The organism is Phaeobacter sp. PT47_59 (assembly GCF_028890025.1).
Classification (GTDB): domain Bacteria; phylum Pseudomonadota; class Alphaproteobacteria; order Rhodobacterales; family Rhodobacteraceae; genus Phycobacter.
In genome coordinates, this window is sequence record NZ_JARCJL010000014.1 from 53,727 (window position 1) to 71,505 (window position 17,779).

The window sequence follows — 17,779 nt, forward strand, 5'->3', positions numbered from 1 at the left end:
ACAGCCTTCTCAGAAGCGATCAGTCCAGCAGCCGCTCCAGATAAGCGCCATAGTCGTTTTTCTTGAAGAGATCCGCGCGGGCCTGCATCTGCTGATCGTCGATCCAGCCTGCCTCATGGGCGATTTCCTCAAGACAACCCGTCTGCAAGCCTTGGCGTTTGGTCAGCGTTCGCACGAAGTTGCCCGCATCCAGCAAAGAGCCATGAGTACCGGTATCAAGCCAAGCATAGCCGCGCCCCATGGTTTCCACCCGCAAGGCGCCTTCATCGAGATACATCTGCAACAGATCGGTGATTTCCAGCTCACCGCGCGGCGAGGGCTGCACCCGGCGGGCGCGTTCCGGAGCCGTACCATCTAGGAAATAAAGTCCCGTCACCGCATAGTTCGACGGCGGCACGGGTGGCTTTTCGATGATCTGGCGGGCCATGCCATCGCCGTCGAATTCCACAACACCATAGCGTTCGGGATCGGCCACGTGATAGCCAAAGACCGTGCCCCCGGCCCCCTGTGCATCCGCTGCCGCCAGCAGGCTAGGTAACCCGTGACCAAAGAAGATATTATCCCCCAGGACCAGTGCCGAAGGAGCGCCATCCAGGAAGTCCTCGGCCAAGATATAGGCCTGTGCCAACCCGTCGGGGCTGGGCTGCACCACATAAGAGAGCGAGACCCCCCATTGGCTGCCGTCTCCAAGCGTGCGCTGGAACTGCTCCTGATCCTGCGGCGTGGTGATCACACAGATCTCGCGGATGCCCGCCAGCATCAAGACCGACAGCGGATAGTAAATCATCGGCTTGTCGTAGATCGGTAGAAGCTGTTTCGACACCCCCATGGTGATCGGATAAAGCCGGGTGCCAGATCCCCCCGCCAGAATGATGCCCTTACGTGCGGTTTGCGCAGTCATGCACTTTCTCCCAGGTCCTTCAAAATCTCATTGAGTCCCAACCGCCAGTCGGGCTGGGAAATACCAAAAACAGTCTCTAACAAGGCGCAATCAAGCCTTGAATTCAGCGGCCGCTGCGCCGGGGTGGGATAATCGCTGGAGGGGATATCCACCACCTCGCAAGAAAGCCCTGCGCGGGCAAAGATCTCGCGGGCGAACCCGGCCCAGCTGATTTCAGGAGTTCCGGCAAAATGATAGGTGCCGCTCTTGCCCGGATCCTGGATCAATTGCTTGGCTATTTCCAGGCAGGCCGCAGCGATATCCCGCGCCGGGGTCGGCGCGCCGATCTGATCGGCCACAATGGTGAGCCGATCGCGCTCGGCCCCGAGCCGCAGCATGGTCTTGACGAAATTGTTGCCATGACATGACACCACCCAGGAGGTGCGCAGGAGGACATGGGTGCCACCCGCCGCGCGCACCGCCTCTTCACCGGCCAGCTTGGAGCGGCCATAGGCGCCAAGGGGGCCGGTTGCATCCTCAGGCCGCCAGGGAGTCTCGCCGCTGCCATCAAAGACGTAATCGGTGGAGAGGGTCACGAAGGGAATCCCGAGATCGGCTGCCGCCCGCGCCATGGCGGCGGGGGCGACACCGTTGATCACGGTGGCCAGCTCTTCTTCCTCTTCGGCGCGATCCACCGCCGTATAGGCGGCGGCATTGATCACGGCGACAGGCGCCCGTGCGCGGATAATCTCCCCGCAGGCATCGGGATCGGAGAGATCCGCCTGATCGCGTCCCAGACAGGCCACACCATCATGCGCCGCCAGTTCACGGGCCAGTTGGCCGGTTTTGCCGAAGACAAGGATCATGGTTTTTTCCCGCAGGCTTTTGCCTGGCCGATAGGCTCGGGCGCTGCCCTTGATGACGCAAGACCGCTCACTTACCGGTCCCCAGCCGCTGGCCGACGCCGTGACGGTCCTGCAGGGCGCGCCACCAAGGCTCGTTATCCAGATACCACTGCACGGTCTTCGCCAGACCTTCCTCCACCGTCACCGAAGGACGCCAGCCCAGTTCATCGCGGATGCGCGAGGGATCGATGGCATAGCGCGCATCATGGCCCGGGCGGTCGGTGACAAAGGTGATCTGCTCCTTGTAGGGCAGACCGTCCTGACGCGGGCGTTTTTCATCCAGGATGGCGCAGAGCGTCTGCACCAGCTCCAGGTTGGTGCGCTCATTCTCACCGCCGATATTATAGGACCGCCCCAGCACGCCCTTTTCCAGCACCAGCAGCAGCGCATCGGCATGATCCTCGACGTAAAGCCAGTCGCGGATATTTGAGCCATCGCCATAGATCGGCAGCGGTTTTCCCGCCAGCGCATTGAGGATCACCACCGGGATCAGTTTCTCCGGGAAATGGAAGGGGCCGTAGTTGTTCGAACAGTTCGTCAGCACCACCGGCAGCCCGTAGGTCTCGGCCCAGGCGCGCACCAGGTGATCAGAGGCGGCCTTCGATGCCGAATAGGGCGAGCGCGGATCATAGGCGGTCTCTTCAGTGAACATCACCTCAGGGTCATTGGGCAGCGATCCGTAGACCTCGTCGGTGGAGATATGGTGGAAGCGGAAGCCATCGGGGCGGCCCGCCTCGAGCCAATATTTGCGCGCTGCCTCCAGCATCTGATAGGTGCCGGTGATATTGGTCTCGATGAAATCTCCGGGGCCATCGATCGAGCGGTCCACATGGCTTTCGGCGGCCAGGTGCATCACCGCATCGGGCTTATGGGTCTTGAACACCCGATCGAGCGCGGCCCGGTCGCGGATGTCGGCCTGCTCAAAGGCGTAATTCGGGTTCTCCGCCACCTCGGCCACGTTTTCCAGGCATGCGGCATAGGTCAGCGAATCAAGGTTCACCACCTGATGGCCGCGGGCAATTGCCAACCGCACCACCGCAGAGCCGATAAATCCGGCGCCGCCCGTCACAAGTATCTTCATAGGTTATCCTTCCCAGGTGAAGGGGCTGTCGAAGTCGGCAAGGACGGGGGCTGCAGCATCCTTGTCCGACAGCACCGGCGCACCGTCAAAACCCCAGTCGATGCCACAGCTGTCCCAAGCCACGGCACCATCACAATCAGGCGCGTAATAATCGGTACATTTATACAGGATCTCGGTGTCGGGCGCCCGGGTGATGAAGCCATGGAGGAATCCCTTGGGCACCAACAGTTGCTTGCCGTTTTCCGCCGTCAGCTCGATGCCGAAATGCTGCCCATAAGTCGGCGAGCCTTCGCGAATGTCCACCGCCACATCATAAAGCGCGCCACGCCCGCAGCGCACCAGCTTATCCTGAGCATGAGGAGGGGATTGGAAATGCAGCCCCCTGAGCGTACCCACCTGCACCGACAGGGAATGGTTGTCCTGAACAAAGTCCAGATCCAGACCGTGATCCGCCATGCACTTGCGATTCCAGCTTTCACTGAAAAACCCGCGCACATCCCCGAACCGGGCCGGGGTCAGTATCTTCAGCCCAGCGAGTGGCGTATCCTCAATCTGCACGGCCTATGTCCTGTCTTATCTTCATTTTCAATTCGCCGTACCCTTAGCAATCTCGCTTATGGTTGTCACCGTGAAACAACCAGAGACCAACCAGCCGCTTGCCTCTGTCTTTCGGACGAGGCATCCATAACGCATGAAACTTCTCTTCGTCCATCAGAACATGCCCGGCCAGTACCGGGAATTGATCACCTGGCTGGCAGAGCGCCCCGAGGGCCACGAGATCTATTTCCTGACCCAGCGCAACGACATCCACCTGCCCGGCGTCACCACGGTGACCTACAAGGCGCATCATGCCCCCGCCAAGGACGCCTATGGGCTGTCAAAGGACTGGGAGACGGCCGCCGGGACCGGCATCGGCGCGGCGCTGGCGGCAAGGCAATTGCAAGGGGAACGCGGCTGGACCCCGGATATCATCATCGGCCACACCGGCTGGGGCGAATTGTTGTTCATGAAAGAGGTCTGGCCGGATGTGCCGGTGATCGGCTTCTTTGAGTATTTCTACCGCACCTCCGGCGGGCTGGTGGGCTTTGACCCCGAAAACCCGCCCAACGATCAGGCGGGCTTCTTTGCCAAGGCACGCAACACGGTGCCCTATGCCAGTATCGAAAGCGTCGACCTGGGCCATGCCCCCACCTATTGGCAGCGCGACCGGTTCCCCGACAGTTTCCATGATCGCATGTATGTCTGCCATGACGGCATCCGCACCGACCGCTTACAGCCCGACCCAGGCGCCTCGATCGCGCTTGGGCGGCTCGATCGCCCGCTGACGCGGGATGACGAGGTGATCACCTATATCGCCCGCAACATGGAGCGCGCCCGCGGATTTCATATCATGATGCGCGCCCTGCCCAAGATCCTGAAGGAGCGCCCCAAGGCCCGCATCCTGATGATCGGCGGCAATGAGACCTCCTATGGCGCCGAAAGCACCCACCCCGGCGGCCTGCGCGGCGAGATGGAAGCGGAACTGGGAGATCAGGTCGACTGGAGCCGGGTGCATTTCCTGGGCCGCATCCCCTATGACTCCCTCTGCGACATCATCCGCCTCAGCCGCTGCCACATCTATCTGACCATGCCCTTCGTGCTCAGCTGGTCCTTGCTGGAGGCGATGTCGATGCAGGCCACGGTGGTGGCTGCCGATGTGGCGCCGGTGCGCGAGGCGGTGACCCATGGGGAAACCGGCATGCTGGTGGATTTCTTCAACCCCGAGGCCCTGGCCGATCAGGTGGTGGATGTGCTGGCCAACCCGGACGCCTATGCCCATCTTGGCCCCAATGCCCGCGCCCATGTGGTGGAGACTTACGATTTCCTGACCCGCTGCCTGCCGGAACATATCGCGCAGATCAACGCGCTGGTGCCCGAGGAGAAGCGGATCACGCTCTGACCCCTGCCCCGCTTCGGATCCCCCAAATGTTTCGCGCGCGAAACATTTGGGCCCGGTGATGCCATAAGGCTGCAGCAGCAAGAGTGACTCGAAAATCGGTGATTTAGAACCTGTTTCAGGAGTCGCGGGCGCGTTTCTTGACCCAGCCCAAGAACGCTGCATCGGCCTGGCGCAGACGCGGGCTGCCCGAACGCGCCCACATGGCGCGCCAATCGGCCTCCAGCGCGTAGACATCGGCGCCGGGCATCAGATCGCGCGCCGCATCCAGGGTTTCCGGCTTCAGGCTGGGTGCCATGCCGCCCACACCGCTCACCACCGCGTGTTTCTGGGAAAACCGGATCAGATCGCCCGGCAGTTCCTCCATGGCGTAATCGGGCAAGGGCTGCGCCGCGATCATGTCGCGCACCATCTTGCGAAAGACCCGGCGCGGGCTGGCAGAGCCGGATTTCTTCAGCAAGGTCTCGACCGAGATCTGCCAACTGGCCTGGCGGCCGCAGTGTTTGCGCGCGAGTTCATAGATCCGCCGCTCCAGCGGTTTCCTCAGCCGGAAGTAATCGCGGGAGAGGGTCAGCACCGATTTCGACAGGACCGCCCGATAAAGCCAGTCGCTGAGGGTGACGGCGACGCTGACCATACGCCCGCCGCGCGCCTTCCTCACGATCTCCCAGCGTTCGATCAGACCAAAGCCCGAGGTGACCTCCTGGCCGCCGGTCATGATATTGGTGGTGATGCGGGTGCCCGCCAGCCGTTCAAAGGCCTCGCGCAGGCGGCGGTAGGCATCGCCCGAGGTCTCGCGGTTGGTGGCCACCAGAAGATCATGCGCCTTCAGATGCAGGGTACGGCTGACCTGGCGCCCGGCATTCAAGGCCGCCATCAACTGGCTGATGCAGAAGATCAGGATGTCCTTGTCGTGGATCGTCGCCAGCCCCTTGACGCTGGGGGTCACGGTGATCTCGGTGCCATTGTGTTCGTAAGACAGGATGCGCCGGTCGGGCCGGGTGCCGAGCGAGAACAGCGGATGTTCCATCGAGGCCAGATCGTTCTTGGGGATCGCATCGAAAATATCGCAAAGGAAAAAATCCCCCTGCCCTTCGGGCGGATATGTACCCGCTGTCAGACCGCCCCCGGTCAGCCCTGTCGCCATTGCTCTTCTGCCTGTCCCTGATCCCCCGGTATTGGAAAAGGCGTCTTTACCGCGCCTGTCCGGGGTGACTCGTTTTCGTGGTTTTGATTACGCCCACCCTAAAGTTATCCACAAGCGCAGGCAACGGGGTTCCGGAATCACTTCTTCGGGGGATTGGAGTCATTTCATCGGGGTTTCAGAGTCACTGTAGATCAAAAATCCACCTCGATCGCCCATGAAAAAAGGGCTTTGCGCCAAAGAGCAATTTCCCTTAACTATAATATAACTCATAAATAACAGGGCAGAAAAGTTTTCCCCGCTCCAATGCCCCCTGTTTTTGCAGTGGCAACTGCTGGATTTGCTTAGAAAAATCAAAAGAGATGCGCATATTTCTTCCATGTGCGCTGTTTTTTGATATCCTGTCAAAAAGGCAGCACATCACTCCGTGGTACCAAGAACGACGGTCGGGATCGCTGCCAAAGGACAGCAAAGCGGGCAGCCTCCCATGGCACGAGATATCCACAGAAAAGACGCAAGGGGCAAAGAGGCGGGACGAAGCGCCGATCTGCCCCCCTATTTCAACATCGATCCCGATGCGGCCCTGGCGGACCTTGATGCGCCCACCAGCACCCAAGGCTTTGCAAGCATCGCCGAAGGCTGCGCCCGGGGCCGGGCCGATCTGGCAAGCCGGGGATTGGATGAAGAGGGGCGCAAAAGCTTGCGCCTGTTTTCCACCTGGGAGATCACCCGCTACCTGATCCCCGTCGCCCAGGCCCATTTCCGCCGGGTGCTGAAGGCCAATCCGGATCTGCCCCAGGGGCGCTCGGAAACCGAAGGCGGCGCCAAGTGGTTCACGCTGGACGAGGTGCTGCGCCTGCGGGCTCATTTCGCGGCGCAAGGATCCAAGGCCAAGGATTATATCCCCTACCGCCCCAAGGGGCTGCCCGCCAAGATGGTTGCGGTGGCCAACTTCAAGGGCGGCGTGGGCAAGACCTCCACCGCGGCGCATCTGGCCATGTCGGCGGCGCTGGATGGCTACAAGGTGCTGGTCATTGACCTTGATAGCCAGGGGTCGATGACCTCGATCTTCGGGGGCCGGGTCGAGGATGAATGGCAGACCGCCTTTCCGCTCCTGGCGCGCCACTACGGTGAGCACCTGCGTCATGAGAACCAGCGTCGTCTGGATCGCGGCGATGCACCCCAGCCGCTGGACGACAGCCTGACGGCGGCGATGGAGATGACGGCAGCGGATGTGATCCAAAGCACCCACTGGCCCAATATCGATCTCATCGGCGCCCAGCTGAACCTCTACTGGGCCGAGTTCCAGATCCCGGTCTGGCGCATGGCGGCGCGGAGCTGGAAGCTCTGGGATGCGCTCACCGACCGGCTGGAAGCCGACGGCGTGCTGGACCAGTATGACGTGATCTTCATCGATACCCCGCCGGCGCTTGGCTACCTGACCATCAACGGGCTGTCGGCCGCCGATATCCTCTTGGTGCCCATGGGGGCGTCTTTTCTGGAGTTCGACTCGACCGGGCGCTTCTTCGACATGCTGCATTCCACATTCGCCAGCATCGAGGAGGGCGAGAACCTTGCCGCCCGCGCCCTGGGCCGGCCCGAGATGGGCTTTGAATGGGATGCGGTGCGCGCGGTGATCACCCGCTTTGACAGCGCCCAGCAGGGCGAGTTGGCGGCGCTGATGCAGGCCTATATGGGCCCGGTGCTCTCCCCGCATAAACAGGATTTCACCGCCCTGATCGGTCAGGCCGGTGAGCAGGTCTCGGGCATCTACGAGGCCGATTACCGCGACTTCAACCGCGAGACCTATGCGCGCGGGCGCGAGACCTTCGATGAAACCTATGCGGCCTTCAAACGGCTGCTGATCGGCTGCTGGCGCCGCGCCGAGGTGCAGATGCAGAGCGCGGCGGAATAAGCCGCGGTCAAGGATGATGGCGCAGGGTATGCGGCCAAAGGAGACAGGCAGAAGGAGATGGGCAGATGGCCAAACGCAAACGATTGATGCCGGCACAGACCACCTATCTGTCCGGCGCGCCGGAAGGCAAATCCGCCCTCGGCGGGCCGATGTCCGTGGGCGCCGCCCCCATTGCGCAGGTGGCGTCTGAGGCAGCCTCGACCGCCGCCCTGCGCGAGCTGTCCGATGTGCTGGAGAATGCCCGCGCCAAGGGGCTGATGATCGAAGAGGTGCCGCTCTCGGCCATCGACGAGACCCACCTGGTGCGCGACCGGATCGAACAGGATGCCGAGGAAATGGATGCCCTGGTCGAATCCCTGCGGGCCCGTGGCCAGCAGACCCCGATCGAACTGGTGCCATTGGAAACCCGCGCGGGCGGGCGCAGCCACGGGCTGATCTCGGGCTGGCGCCGCCTTGGCGCACTGAAGCGGCTCTATGCCGAAACATCAGACCCGAAGTTCGCCACGGTGAAGGCTCTGATCATCCGTCCCGACACGGCGCAGGATGCCTATATCGCCATGGTCGAAGAGAATGAGATCCGGGTGAACCTGTCCCATTACGAACGCGCGCGTATTGCGGTGCGGGCGATGAAGGAAGAGGTGTTTCCGACTCTGAAAAAGGCGCTTCAGAGTCTCTTTGCCAATGTACCGCGCGCCAAGCGCTCCAAGATCCGCAGCTTTGTCACCCTGGTGGAGGAGCTGGATGCGGTGCTGTTCTTCCCCACGGCCATCAGCGAAAAGCTGGGCCTCGCCCTGGTGCGGGCCATGGCCGAGGACGAAGGCTTTGCAGACCGCCTGCGCGCCGCCCTGCAAGCCGCAGCGCGCCCGACCCCGGCCGAGGAGATCGAGATCCTGAACCGGGCGCTGGCTGAAGAAAAAGATGCGTCTCTAACCCAACCTGTAGAGCCGCAAGATTCGGGTGCTCCTGCTCCGTCTCGCCCCAGTACTCCTCCCGGCATCCGCACCCCGGGTGCCGCGGCGGGAGAGCGGATTTCCGTGCAGGCGGCGGCCGGGGTACGGCTGGGGTTCTCGCCGGATCAGAACCGGATCGAATTGACCGGAGACGCGGTTGATGCGGAGCTGGTGGCAGCCCTGCGGGACTGGCTGAAGCACCGCTGACCGCTCTCTTCCTTTTCGAAGATTTCAGACCCTAAAGGTATCTTTAGGGTCTTTTTCTTTGCGGGGCTCAGACACTGAAATGTTTCGCGCGCGAAACATTTGCCCCCTCCACGCTTGGTCCAGAACAGATCAAAATGTTTCGCATGCGAAACATTTGAGGCGGCGTTCAGGCGCCGTAATAGTCCCGATACCATGCCACGAAACGGGCAACGCCAGTCTTCACATCCACCTGCGGCGCATATCCTGTGAGGGCCCTCAGCAGCGCGGTATCGGCCCAGGTGGCGGGCACATCACCGGCCTGCATTTCGCGCAGGATCTTCTGGGCCGGGCGGTCCAGCGCCGCTTCCAGGGCAGCGATATACTCCATCAGCGGCGTCGGCTGGCTGGCGCCGACATTGACCACACGGAAGGGGGCCACGGGGCTGAGGCTGTCGCAGTCCCCCACCGGGGTATCCCCCGGCACCGCATCGATCAGCCCGGTGATGCCGGTGACCAGATCGTCGATATAGGTGAAATCGCGGCTCATGCGGCCGTGGTTGTAAACCTCGATCGGTTCCTCCGCGAGCATCGCCTTGGTGAATTTGAACAGCGCCATGTCGGGGCGACCCCAGGGACCATAGACGGTGAAAAACCGGAACATGGTGACCGGCAGGCGGTAAAGATGCGCATAGGAATGGCCCATCGCCTCGCCCGCCTTCTTGGTGGCGGCATAGAAGGACATCGGCGTGTCGGTCTTCTGCCGCTCGTCAAAGGGCATCTCGGTATTGGCGCCATAGACCGAGGAGGTGGAGGCCATCAAGAGATGCGCGGGCGGATGGGCGCGGGCGGCCTCCAACAGCTCGAAGGTGCCGATCAGATTGGCCTCAAGGTAGTCGCGCGGCGCATCGATGGAATGGCGCACCCCGGCCTGGGCGGCCAGGTGAATGACCGCATCGGGGCGGTGGCGGGCAAAGAGATCCATCAGGCGGCCGGGATCCTCGAGCTTGCCGATCACCGGGGTGAATTGGGCGTGTTCCGCCAGCATGGCGTGGCGGCGCTCCTTCAGGGTGACATCGTAATAGGGCGAGAGGCAATCGAGCCCCACGACCCGCCAGCCGACCTTCAGCAGACGGTCCGCAAGGTGATAGCCGATGAAGCCGGCCGATCCGGTGACAAGAGCAGTGCGCATGATGCGCTTGGTGGCTGCTTCCGGCGGGACTGTCAAACCCTATCCGGTGTCGTTGCGTGGGCTCGGTGGAGGCAAAGCATTTGACATGAGGTCTCATTTGTGAGTTCTGCGGCCCGACACTCAAAGGACAGCCAGAGGCGGGGAGCAGATCTTCGTGAGCCCAAAGACCGATCCGATTCAGTCCCAGCGTCGCCTGGTGGCCGTGGTGGTGACCTATAATCGCCTGGACAAGCTGAAGGATACCATCGCCCGCCTGCTGGACAGCCCGGACGCGGAACTGTCGGCCGTGGTGGTCGTGGACAATGCCTCCACCGATGGCACCGGCGACTGGCTGGCCACGCAGGGTGATCCGCGCCTCGACATCCTGGCGAGCACCACCAACCGTGGCGGTGCCGGGGGCTTTGAGATGGGCATGCGCCGCGCGATGGAGGCGCATGCGCCCGACTGGCTGGTGGTGATGGATGATGATGGTCGCCCGGCCCCCGGTGCCCTGGCTGCGTTCCACGCCCTGCCCGCCCATGCAGACCCCACGCGCGCCTGGGACGGCGTGGCCGCGGCGGTCTATTTCCCCGGCGGTGGCATCTGCGAGATGAACCGCCCCTCGCGCAATCCCTTCTGGCACGGGCGCGAATTCCTGCGCACCCTGTTCGGCGGCGGGCGCTCGGGCTTTCACGTGCAGCCTTGCGATTACGAAGGCGAGGGGATGCAGATCGATGTGACCTCCTTCGTGGGGTTTTTCATCTCGGCCGATGCGGTGCGGCGCATCGGCTATCCCGACCCCGATCTCTTCATCTATGGGGATGACGGGCTTTATACCCTGGGGCTGAGCAAAGCGGGCGGGCGCATCGGCTTTGAACCCGGCGTGCGCTTTGAACATGACCTGAGCACCTTTCAGCCCAAGGCGGGCGAGGAGCAGGCGCAACGGGGCAGGTTCATCCCCCTGTGGAAGGTCTATTATTATCACCGCAACCTGTTGTTGCTGTACCGGATGGCGGCAGGCCCCTGGTTTTGGCCCGCGATGCTGGTGATCCTGCCCAAGTGGCTGTCAAAGGTGCGGGTGCACAAGGGGGAGCAGCGCGCCTTCTTGCGGCTGATGACACGGGCGATCCGCGACGGGCTGCGCCGCCAGACCCATGTGCCCCACGCGGATGTGCTGGCGCTTGCAGAAAAGGCACGCAGCACCGCGGATTAGGCACACCTTTGATCAGCGGTTCAGGATGTCGCGGTGATAGCGCCCCATCAGCACCAATCCCATCGCCAGAAGAGCAAGGCTGACAAGTATCACATAGGTGCCATTCACATAAGAGGCGGTATAGGTCGGATAAAATCCGGTGCGCATCAGCCCGGTAATATGCATCAAGGGGTTATACCAGAGAAGCTCCTGACCCAGCGGCGGCAGATCCTCATAAAGAAAGAAAATGCCCGAGGCCAGGAACAGCGGCCGGGTCAGAATTGACCAGGTTACGCTCCAAAGCGGGTATAGCCCCATCAGGGCGCAGTTCAGCGTGCCCACGCCCAGTCCTAGCAGCATCGCCTGCGCAACGGCTTCGATGACGGGTGGCATGTCCAGGACCGTGCGGCTGTCGATCACCACCAGCACGCCGGTCAGCAAAAGCATCATCACGAAGATGGTGGTCAGGCTGTTCAGGATAAAGCGGGCGATAATGGCATCCAGCCAGGTCACGGCAGGGTATTTCAGTAGCGGTTTGGAGAAGTTCAAGGCCCGGGCGCAGGCATTGGACACCAATTGATAAAGGTCAAAGGGCAGATAGCCGGTGGCGTAGAACAGCAGGAAGCTCGTTCCAAGAGAGGGGGTGCGGATGATCAGAGAAAATCCGAGGCTGAGGAACAGGATCGCAGCCATAGGCTCCAGCACGGCCCAGATATAGCCGCCGGGGGTGCGTCCGTATTGGGTTGACATCTCGCGTAGCATCAAGGCGACCACTGTGCGCAGGCTGGCAAGCCGCCGCCGAGTCTGGGCGGCTTTTGCCGGAGTTTGAGCCGCTGGCAGGGCGCCAGCAGCGCGAGACTGCGATGACCTTGACGGGGCTGCGGAAGGGGGACTGGCCATATGGGGCTGCTGTGAATGGGTGTTGTGATTGAGGGCTTTGCAAGCGATACTATGGCTCATAGAACAAGCAATTACAAATGGCTCTGGAGTCTCTTCTCGGGCTTTTCGATCGGGCACATATGACACAGGATCATCCGGCCATGGGTTTGAAATCTTCGGGCAAGAAAACGGGCGGAGCAGGCAGGAAATCGGCTGCACAGGGTGGAGCCGATACCGACAGCAATGTCAAAAAGCTTCCTCAGCAGCCCTCCCATGTGCAGGCGGCGGCCGATCAGGACGATGAACCGGCGGCTGCGCAGCAGAAAAACGGCGGCGGGGGAGGCCGTAAGAAACTCAAGAAACTGCGCCAGAAGGTCAAGGTCACCGAGGCGGCCCTGGAGGATGCGAAACGGCAGGCTGCGGAAGCCCCGGCCTATCCGGTTGCCCGGCCCGCGCAGATGCGACGGCGCCACTGGGGACTTGTCGTCAGTTTTCTTCTCCTGGTGCTGGCGCCGCTGGCGGCGGTGGTCTTCTATCTCTTCACCATCGCCGAGGACCAGTATATCTCCACCGCCGGTTTCACCGTGCGCAGCCAGGAAAGTTCGGGCGCCACGGATATCCTGGGCGGCCTGGCCAATTTCGCGGGCAGCACCACCGCCTCGGATGGCGACATCCTCTATGAATTCATCCAGAGCCAGGAAATGGTGGAGGCGGTGGATCGTGCCGTACCGTTGCGGCCTCATTACAGTCAGTCTTGGCCCCGGGACTGGGTGTTCTCGCTCTGGCCCGATGCCACCCTGGAAGAGATGATCTGGTACTGGCACCGCATTGTCGGCATTTCCTATGACAGCGGCTCGGGGCTGACCGAGGTGCAGGTGGTGGCTTTCGATGCCGATACCGCTCAGACGATTACCCGTGCCATCGTCGAAGAAAGCCAGACCCGCATCAATGCGCTCAATGAACAGGCGCGCGAGGATGCCATGCGTTATGCCCGCGAGGATCTGGACGAGGCGCTGGAGCGGCTGAAGGGCGCGCGCGAGGCGCTGACCCAGTTTCGCACCCGTACCCGCATCGTCGATCCCGAGGCCGATATCCAGGGCCGCATGGGGGTGATGAACAACCTCCAGCAGCAACTGGCCGAGGCGCTGATCGAATATGATCTGCTGCGCGGCACCGTGGGCGACAGCGATCCGCGTCTGAAAAAGGCGCAGCAGCATATCGACGTGATCCGCGAGCGTATCGACATCGAGCGGCAGACCTTTACCTCCAGCAATACCGATACCGGTGCGGTGGGCGAGGATTACCCCTCGCTGATCGCCGAATTCGAACGGCTCACGGTGGACCTGCAATATGCCGAGGAAACCTACCGCGCCGCATTGACCGCACTGGAGGCGGCGCGCGACGAGGCCACCCGGCAAAGCCGCTATCTGGCCACCTATATCAAACCCACCCGGGCCCAGGAATCCGAATATCCGGGCCGCTACATGTTGTCGGGATTGGCCGGGCTGTTCCTGCTCCTGACCTGGTCGATCCTGGCGCTGATCTACTATTCGATCCGGGACCGCAGCTAAGGCGGGCGAGGGGCTGATGTTATGATCCGGTTCGAGAATCTGACCAAGAGCTTCTGGCTGCGGGGCGAGCGCAAGATTGTCATCAACAATCTCAACCTCACCCTGCCGACGGGCAAGTCCCTGGCGCTTCTGGGGCGCAACGGGGCCGGAAAAACAACGTTGTTGGAGATTATCGCGGGCACCCTGCGCCCCGATCACGGGCGGGTCATCTCGGATGGGACCATCTCCTGGCCGGTGGGGCTGGGGGCCTCGTTTCACCGGGAGCTGACAGGGGCGGAGAATGTCCGTTTCATCGCCCGCATCTACGGCGTGGATACGGAGGATCTGGTGGCTTTCGTCGAAGATTTTGCCGAACTGGGGAAATTCTATCACATGCCGATGCGCAGCTATTCCTCGGGAATGAAATCACGGCTGACCTTCGGGGCCTCCATGGGCATTCGCTTTGACACCTATCTGGTGGATGAGGTCACGGCAGTGGGCGACAAGGCCTTCAAGCGCAAGAGCCGCGAGCTCTTTGCCGACCGAATGCAGCATTCCAGCGCCATCATGGTGAATCATTCGATGGGGCAGGTGCGCAAGTTCTGCAATGCGGGCATCGTTCTGGAGCGGGGGACGATGCAGTATTTCGACGATCTGGAGGAGGCGATCGCCGTGCATGAGGCGATGCTGGCCTGAGGCCGGAGGGCGAAGGGGGGGGCTTAATCTGTGCGATATGCGCCCACCTGCCGGTCTTTGCCTGTTTTCGTGCTGCAACAGGGGCATGTGATGCGGGAATCTGCACTGTCACAGGCAAGATGAATTGTACTTTTGAGCCGCGCTCCAGTAAGGAGCCTGAAGTGGGAAAAGGTGCAGGTCCGGAGGAGTTTCGACGATGGCTGAAAAGGCGCAAGCAGCAGGGTTTACCACCCTGCAGTCCCTGATGTGGCCGGAGTTTGGTATCTGTACCGAGCGGGAGCTTTATCTGCGCACACAGGGGCCGGTTGCGGTTTCCGACAGCCATCGCGAATTGCGTTTCGCCACCGGTGGAGAGGCGTGTTTCTCCACCTGGTTCAACCTTTTCAACCTTGAAAAATGGCAGCGCGAATGTGGCCTGTCTTCCCTGTCCCTGTGCCTTGAGGGCAGCGGAGAGTTCGAGCTTTCGGTATTCCAGGCCCCGGCCAGCCGATCCTGGGACCGGGTGTCGAGCGACATCGTGAATTTCCCCAAGACCGGCGCGGACAAGGGACATTTGCGGGTGGACCTGTCGCACCTGCTGGCGGAAGAGCATGCCGAAGGCGTGCTTTATTTCGAGCTGAAGGCGATGGGGGCGGGGGTCTTGACGGGGGCCAGCTGGCAGACGGCTGATGCCCCCAAACGCCAGCCAAAGCTGGCGCTGGCGGTGACCACCTTCCGCCGCGAAGCCGAAGTGGCCCGCACGGTGACCCGCTTTTCCGCCTTTCGGGCGAGGTCCTGGATGAAGGACCACGTGCAGATGATCGTCACGGATAATGGGCAAACGGTCGATCTGGAGCCGCCCGAGGGCGTCAGCATCATTCCCAATGAAAACCTGGGCGGGGCAGGGGGGTTCACCCGTGGCCTGCTGGAGGCGCGCGCGCAGGGCGCCTCTCACTGCCTGTTCATGGATGACGATGCTTCGATCCACATGGAAAGCCTGGAGCGGACCTGGATGCTCTTGGCCTATGCCACGGACCCCAAGACCGCCATTGCCGGGGCGATGATCAGCGAACAGCACCGCTGGGCGATCTGGGAAAACGGCGCCCTGTTCCATACCCGCTGCCAGCCCCTGCATATGGGCACCGATCTGCGCGATATGGGTGCGATGATCGGGATGGAGAACAAGGCCACCCGGCCCGTGCCCGACACCTTCTATGGTGGCTGGTGGTATTTTGCCTTCCCGGTGGAGGAGGCCAAGCACCTGGCCTTTCCCTTCTTTGTGCGCGGCGACGATGTCAGCTTCTCGCTGGCCAATGATTTCAATATCCTCACCCTCAACGGGGTGGTCTCCTTCCAGGAAAGCTTTACCGAGAAGGAAAGCCCGCAGACCTGGTACCTGGACCTGCGCAGCCATATGGCGCATCACATGAGCCTGCCCGCGCTGGACGTGGGCGCCAAGGGGGTGCTGAAGATCGCCATCTGGTTCTTCCTGCGCAACCTGCCACGGATGCATTACGACACCCTGGCCGCGATCAACCTGGCGATGGAAGACGTGATGCGGGGGCCGCAGTTCTTCGATCAACACGCCAATATGGCGACCCGCCGCGCCGATCTGAAGGCGCTGACCCGGGACGAGGCCTGGCAGGAGTTGACCCGGGCAGCCGAAGAGGCCCTGCCTCCGGTGCGGTATCACCCGCCGGGTCGCTGGACACGCCTGGCGATGAAACTGACGCTGAACGGGCTGTTGATCCCCGGTTTTGCCCGTCTGGGGCGCAAGATCACCTTGGAGGCGCCGAGCCGCGGTCATATCGGTTATGTCTGGGGGGCGTCGGAAATCACCGTGCTCAATGCGGATCGGGACAAGTTCTACACGGTGCGCCACTCCAAGGGGGCGGCCTGGCGCCAGACCCGCCGTCTGATCCGCAATGCGCGCGCCTTCCTCAAGGCCTATGATGCACTGGCGGCGGACTACCGCAACAGCTATGACGGGATCACCAGTGAGGACTATTGGCAGGCCAAGCTGGGCCTGAAGACCAACGCAGATATTCAGCAGGACGCCGCCGAGTGAAAGCGATCAAACGACTGTTACGCCGCCCCTCTCCCCAGGTGGAGCAGGAGCTCGAGAAGACCCCGGATCCAGTTCAGCAGGAGACCCCGCAGACAGGTGCGCAGATGGGCGCACATGCGGGCCGGGCACCGCTTAAGGTCATCCTGTTCATCGGCCATCACAAGGTGGGATCGACTTCGCTGCAGGACTACCTGTCGCGCAATGCAACGGCCCTGTCCCGTGTCGGCATCCTGTATCCTTATGTGGATTTCGAAGGCATGGCGCATTTTGCGGCCATGGCCAATGGCCAGCTGCAGCCCGAAGGGTCCCTGCCGATCAATGTGCGCGAGCCGCATAATGCACTGGCCTTCCGGATGTTGGCGGACCACCGGTCCGGGTCGGTTCCAGCCTATCACAAACGCCTGCCTGCCCTGGGGCAGATGGCCCATGCGATCAAGCAGCAGGTCCGGTTCTGCGACCCTCATACGGTGATCCTGGCGGCTGAAGTCTTTGCCAATTTCAATGCCGCCTCTCCGACATTGATCGAACGGCTGGCGGGATATTTCCCGGACGCCGAATTCACCGTGGTGGCCACCCTGCGCCGGATCGATGAATATCTGGCCTCCTGGCATGGTCAGCGGTTGAAATTCGGCCATCAGCTGGAGCCGCTGCGCACGACCGGGATCGATGGCTATCTCAAGGGCATTCACTTTGATTATCGCCTGATGGTTGAGGGCTGGATGAAGGTGCTGCCGCAGTCGCAGGTGATCCTGCGGGACTATGCCGATGTGCGCAAGAATGGCGGCTCGGTGAATGATTTCATCACCCAGACCGGGCTGCAGATGCCCGCTGGTCTGGCGCCGGAGCGGCGCGAGAACGATTCCATCCACCGCGGGATCTACGAGATCGCCCGCCGCGCCAATGCCGCGCTGCCAGCGCGTGAGGCAGGACAGCTGCGCAACAGCCTGCGCCAGATGAGCGCCCGTCTGGACCTGCCGTCCAGCCATGATATCGAACTGTTCGGAGCGGACAATCGGGCGCGCCTGCTGGAACAGTTTCAGCCGATCGACAGCTGGCTGGGCGAGGTGGTGGGCCGCTCCGGTTTCTTTGCGGACCTTGCACAGATCAGCGCGACCGACGCCCGCGCCGAGATGGAGATCTACCGGGAGGCTGTGGAGCGGATCTGCAGCATTGCCGGCTGGTGGGAAACCCCGGCCGAAATCGATTTTATGAAGACGTTGCAAGCGGATGCCGCGTCTGCCGAGACATAG

At 62.1% G+C, this 17,779-nt stretch carries 15 protein-coding genes; 8 read left to right on the forward strand and 7 right to left on the reverse strand.

The features are described 5' to 3' along the window. Window positions 1-19 precede the first annotated feature (19 nt). The 4 genes from rfbA to rfbC form a co-directional block, all read right to left on the reverse strand. Window positions 20-901, reverse strand: coding sequence for a glucose-1-phosphate thymidylyltransferase RfbA (gene rfbA, locus PXK01_RS13770; protein ID WP_274860529.1), 882 nt, complete (start codon window positions 899-901; stop codon window positions 20-22). Continuing rightward, entirely contained in the window at window positions 898-1,746 is an 849-nt protein-coding gene (gene rfbD, locus PXK01_RS13775) for a dTDP-4-dehydrorhamnose reductase (RefSeq protein ID WP_274860530.1), read from the reverse strand. The genes rfbA and rfbD overlap by 4 nt, the downstream gene beginning before the upstream one ends. 67 nt (window positions 1,747-1,813) lie before the next feature. Next, complete coding sequence (gene rfbB / locus PXK01_RS13780) at window positions 1,814-2,866, reverse strand: dTDP-glucose 4,6-dehydratase (protein ID WP_274860531.1); 1,053 nt, start codon at window positions 2,864-2,866, stop codon at window positions 1,814-1,816. A gap of 3 nt (window positions 2,867-2,869) precedes the next feature. Next, the gene (gene rfbC / locus PXK01_RS13785) at window positions 2,870-3,424 is read right to left on the reverse strand and encodes a dTDP-4-dehydrorhamnose 3,5-epimerase (protein ID WP_274860532.1); all 555 of its coding nucleotides are present in this window, start codon (window positions 3,422-3,424) and stop codon (window positions 2,870-2,872) included. Window positions 3,425-3,557: 133 nt separating this feature from the next. Here rfbC and PXK01_RS13790 point away from each other — a divergent pair, with 133 nt between their 5' ends. Further along, window positions 3,558-4,805 carry a glycosyltransferase family 4 protein gene (locus PXK01_RS13790; RefSeq protein WP_274860533.1) on the forward strand — a complete coding sequence of 416 codons (1,248 nt, stop codon included), beginning with the start codon at window positions 3,558-3,560 and terminating at the stop codon, window positions 4,803-4,805. Between the two features lie 115 nt (window positions 4,806-4,920). On the opposite strand, the gene PXK01_RS13795 is transcribed toward PXK01_RS13790, so the two are convergent. After that, entirely contained in the window at window positions 4,921-5,949 is a 1,029-nt protein-coding gene (locus tag PXK01_RS13795; RefSeq protein ID WP_274860534.1) for a replication initiator protein A, read from the reverse strand. Window positions 5,950-6,433: 484 nt separating this feature from the next. Here PXK01_RS13795 and PXK01_RS13800 point away from each other — a divergent pair, with 484 nt between their 5' ends. Beyond that, window positions 6,434-7,861 (forward strand): AAA family ATPase, encoded by a 1,428-nt coding sequence (locus PXK01_RS13800; protein ID WP_274860535.1) that lies wholly within the window; start codon window positions 6,434-6,436, stop codon window positions 7,859-7,861. Between the two features lie 65 nt (window positions 7,862-7,926). Further along, on the forward strand, window positions 7,927-9,018 hold the full coding sequence (locus PXK01_RS13805; protein ID WP_274860536.1) for a ParB/RepB/Spo0J family partition protein: 1,092 nt from the start codon (window positions 7,927-7,929) through the stop codon (window positions 9,016-9,018). A gap of 166 nt (window positions 9,019-9,184) precedes the next feature. On the opposite strand, the gene PXK01_RS13810 is transcribed toward PXK01_RS13805, so the two are convergent. Next, a complete protein-coding gene (locus PXK01_RS13810; protein WP_274860537.1) occupies window positions 9,185-10,186 on the reverse strand; it encodes an NAD-dependent epimerase/dehydratase family protein in 1,002 nt (333 codons plus the stop codon). Window positions 10,187-10,340: 154 nt separating this feature from the next. On the opposite strand from PXK01_RS13810, the gene PXK01_RS13815 reads away from it, so the two are divergent. Next, window positions 10,341-11,378, forward strand: coding sequence for a glycosyltransferase family 2 protein (locus PXK01_RS13815; protein WP_274860538.1), 1,038 nt, complete (start codon window positions 10,341-10,343; stop codon window positions 11,376-11,378). Between the two features lie 12 nt (window positions 11,379-11,390). Here the strand turns inward: PXK01_RS13815 and PXK01_RS13820 are convergent, their stop codons facing one another. Beyond that, a complete protein-coding gene (locus PXK01_RS13820) occupies window positions 11,391-12,119 on the reverse strand; it encodes an ABC transporter permease (protein WP_274860539.1) in 729 nt (242 codons plus the stop codon). Between the two features lie 278 nt (window positions 12,120-12,397). Here PXK01_RS13820 and PXK01_RS13825 point away from each other — a divergent pair, with 278 nt between their 5' ends. The 4 genes from PXK01_RS13825 (at window position 12,398) to PXK01_RS13840 (ending at window position 17,779) form a co-directional block, all read left to right on the forward strand. Further along, on the forward strand, window positions 12,398-13,807 hold the full coding sequence (locus PXK01_RS13825) for a sugar transporter (protein ID WP_274860540.1): 1,410 nt from the start codon (window positions 12,398-12,400) through the stop codon (window positions 13,805-13,807). A 21-nt stretch (window positions 13,808-13,828) separates the two neighbouring features. Then, on the forward strand, window positions 13,829-14,482 hold the full coding sequence (locus PXK01_RS13830) for an ABC transporter ATP-binding protein (protein WP_274860541.1): 654 nt from the start codon (window positions 13,829-13,831) through the stop codon (window positions 14,480-14,482). Window positions 14,483-14,678: 196 nt separating this feature from the next. After that, the gene (locus PXK01_RS13835) at window positions 14,679-16,529 is read left to right on the forward strand and encodes a glycosyltransferase (RefSeq protein WP_274860542.1); all 1,851 of its coding nucleotides are present in this window, start codon (window positions 14,679-14,681) and stop codon (window positions 16,527-16,529) included. Continuing rightward, entirely contained in the window at window positions 16,526-17,779 is a 1,254-nt protein-coding gene (locus PXK01_RS13840) for a hypothetical protein (RefSeq protein WP_274860543.1), read from the forward strand. Before PXK01_RS13835 ends, PXK01_RS13840 begins: the two co-directional genes overlap by 4 nt.

What these genes read in the sequence shown, in the direction of transcription:
- rfbA (WP_274860529.1), bottom strand. Translation starts at nt 901, where the DNA reads ATGACTGCGCAAACCGCACGTAAGGGCATCATTCTGGCGGGGGGATCT.
- rfbD (WP_274860530.1), bottom strand. Translation starts at nt 1,746, where the DNA reads ATGATCCTTGTCTTCGGCAAAACCGGCCAACTGGCCCGTGAACTGGCG.
- rfbB (WP_274860531.1), bottom strand. Translation starts at nt 2,866, where the DNA reads ATGAAGATACTTGTGACGGGCGGCGCCGGATTTATCGGCTCTGCGGTG.
- PXK01_RS13790 (WP_274860533.1), top strand. Translation starts at nt 3,558, where the DNA reads ATGAAACTTCTCTTCGTCCATCAGAACATGCCCGGCCAGTACCGGGAA.
- PXK01_RS13795 (WP_274860534.1), bottom strand. Translation starts at nt 5,949, where the DNA reads ATGGCGACAGGGCTGACCGGGGGCGGTCTGACAGCGGGTACATATCCG.
- PXK01_RS13800 (WP_274860535.1), top strand. Translation starts at nt 6,434, where the DNA reads ATGGCACGAGATATCCACAGAAAAGACGCAAGGGGCAAAGAGGCGGGA.
- PXK01_RS13805 (WP_274860536.1), top strand. Translation starts at nt 7,927, where the DNA reads ATGGCCAAACGCAAACGATTGATGCCGGCACAGACCACCTATCTGTCC.
- PXK01_RS13810 (WP_274860537.1), bottom strand. Translation starts at nt 10,186, where the DNA reads ATGCGCACTGCTCTTGTCACCGGATCGGCCGGCTTCATCGGCTATCAC.
- PXK01_RS13820 (WP_274860539.1), bottom strand. Translation starts at nt 12,119, where the DNA reads ATGCTACGCGAGATGTCAACCCAATACGGACGCACCCCCGGCGGCTAT.
- PXK01_RS13825 (WP_274860540.1), top strand. Translation starts at nt 12,398, where the DNA reads ATGGGTTTGAAATCTTCGGGCAAGAAAACGGGCGGAGCAGGCAGGAAA.
- PXK01_RS13830 (WP_274860541.1), top strand. Translation starts at nt 13,829, where the DNA reads ATGATCCGGTTCGAGAATCTGACCAAGAGCTTCTGGCTGCGGGGCGAG.
- PXK01_RS13835 (WP_274860542.1), top strand. Translation starts at nt 14,679, where the DNA reads ATGGCTGAAAAGGCGCAAGCAGCAGGGTTTACCACCCTGCAGTCCCTG.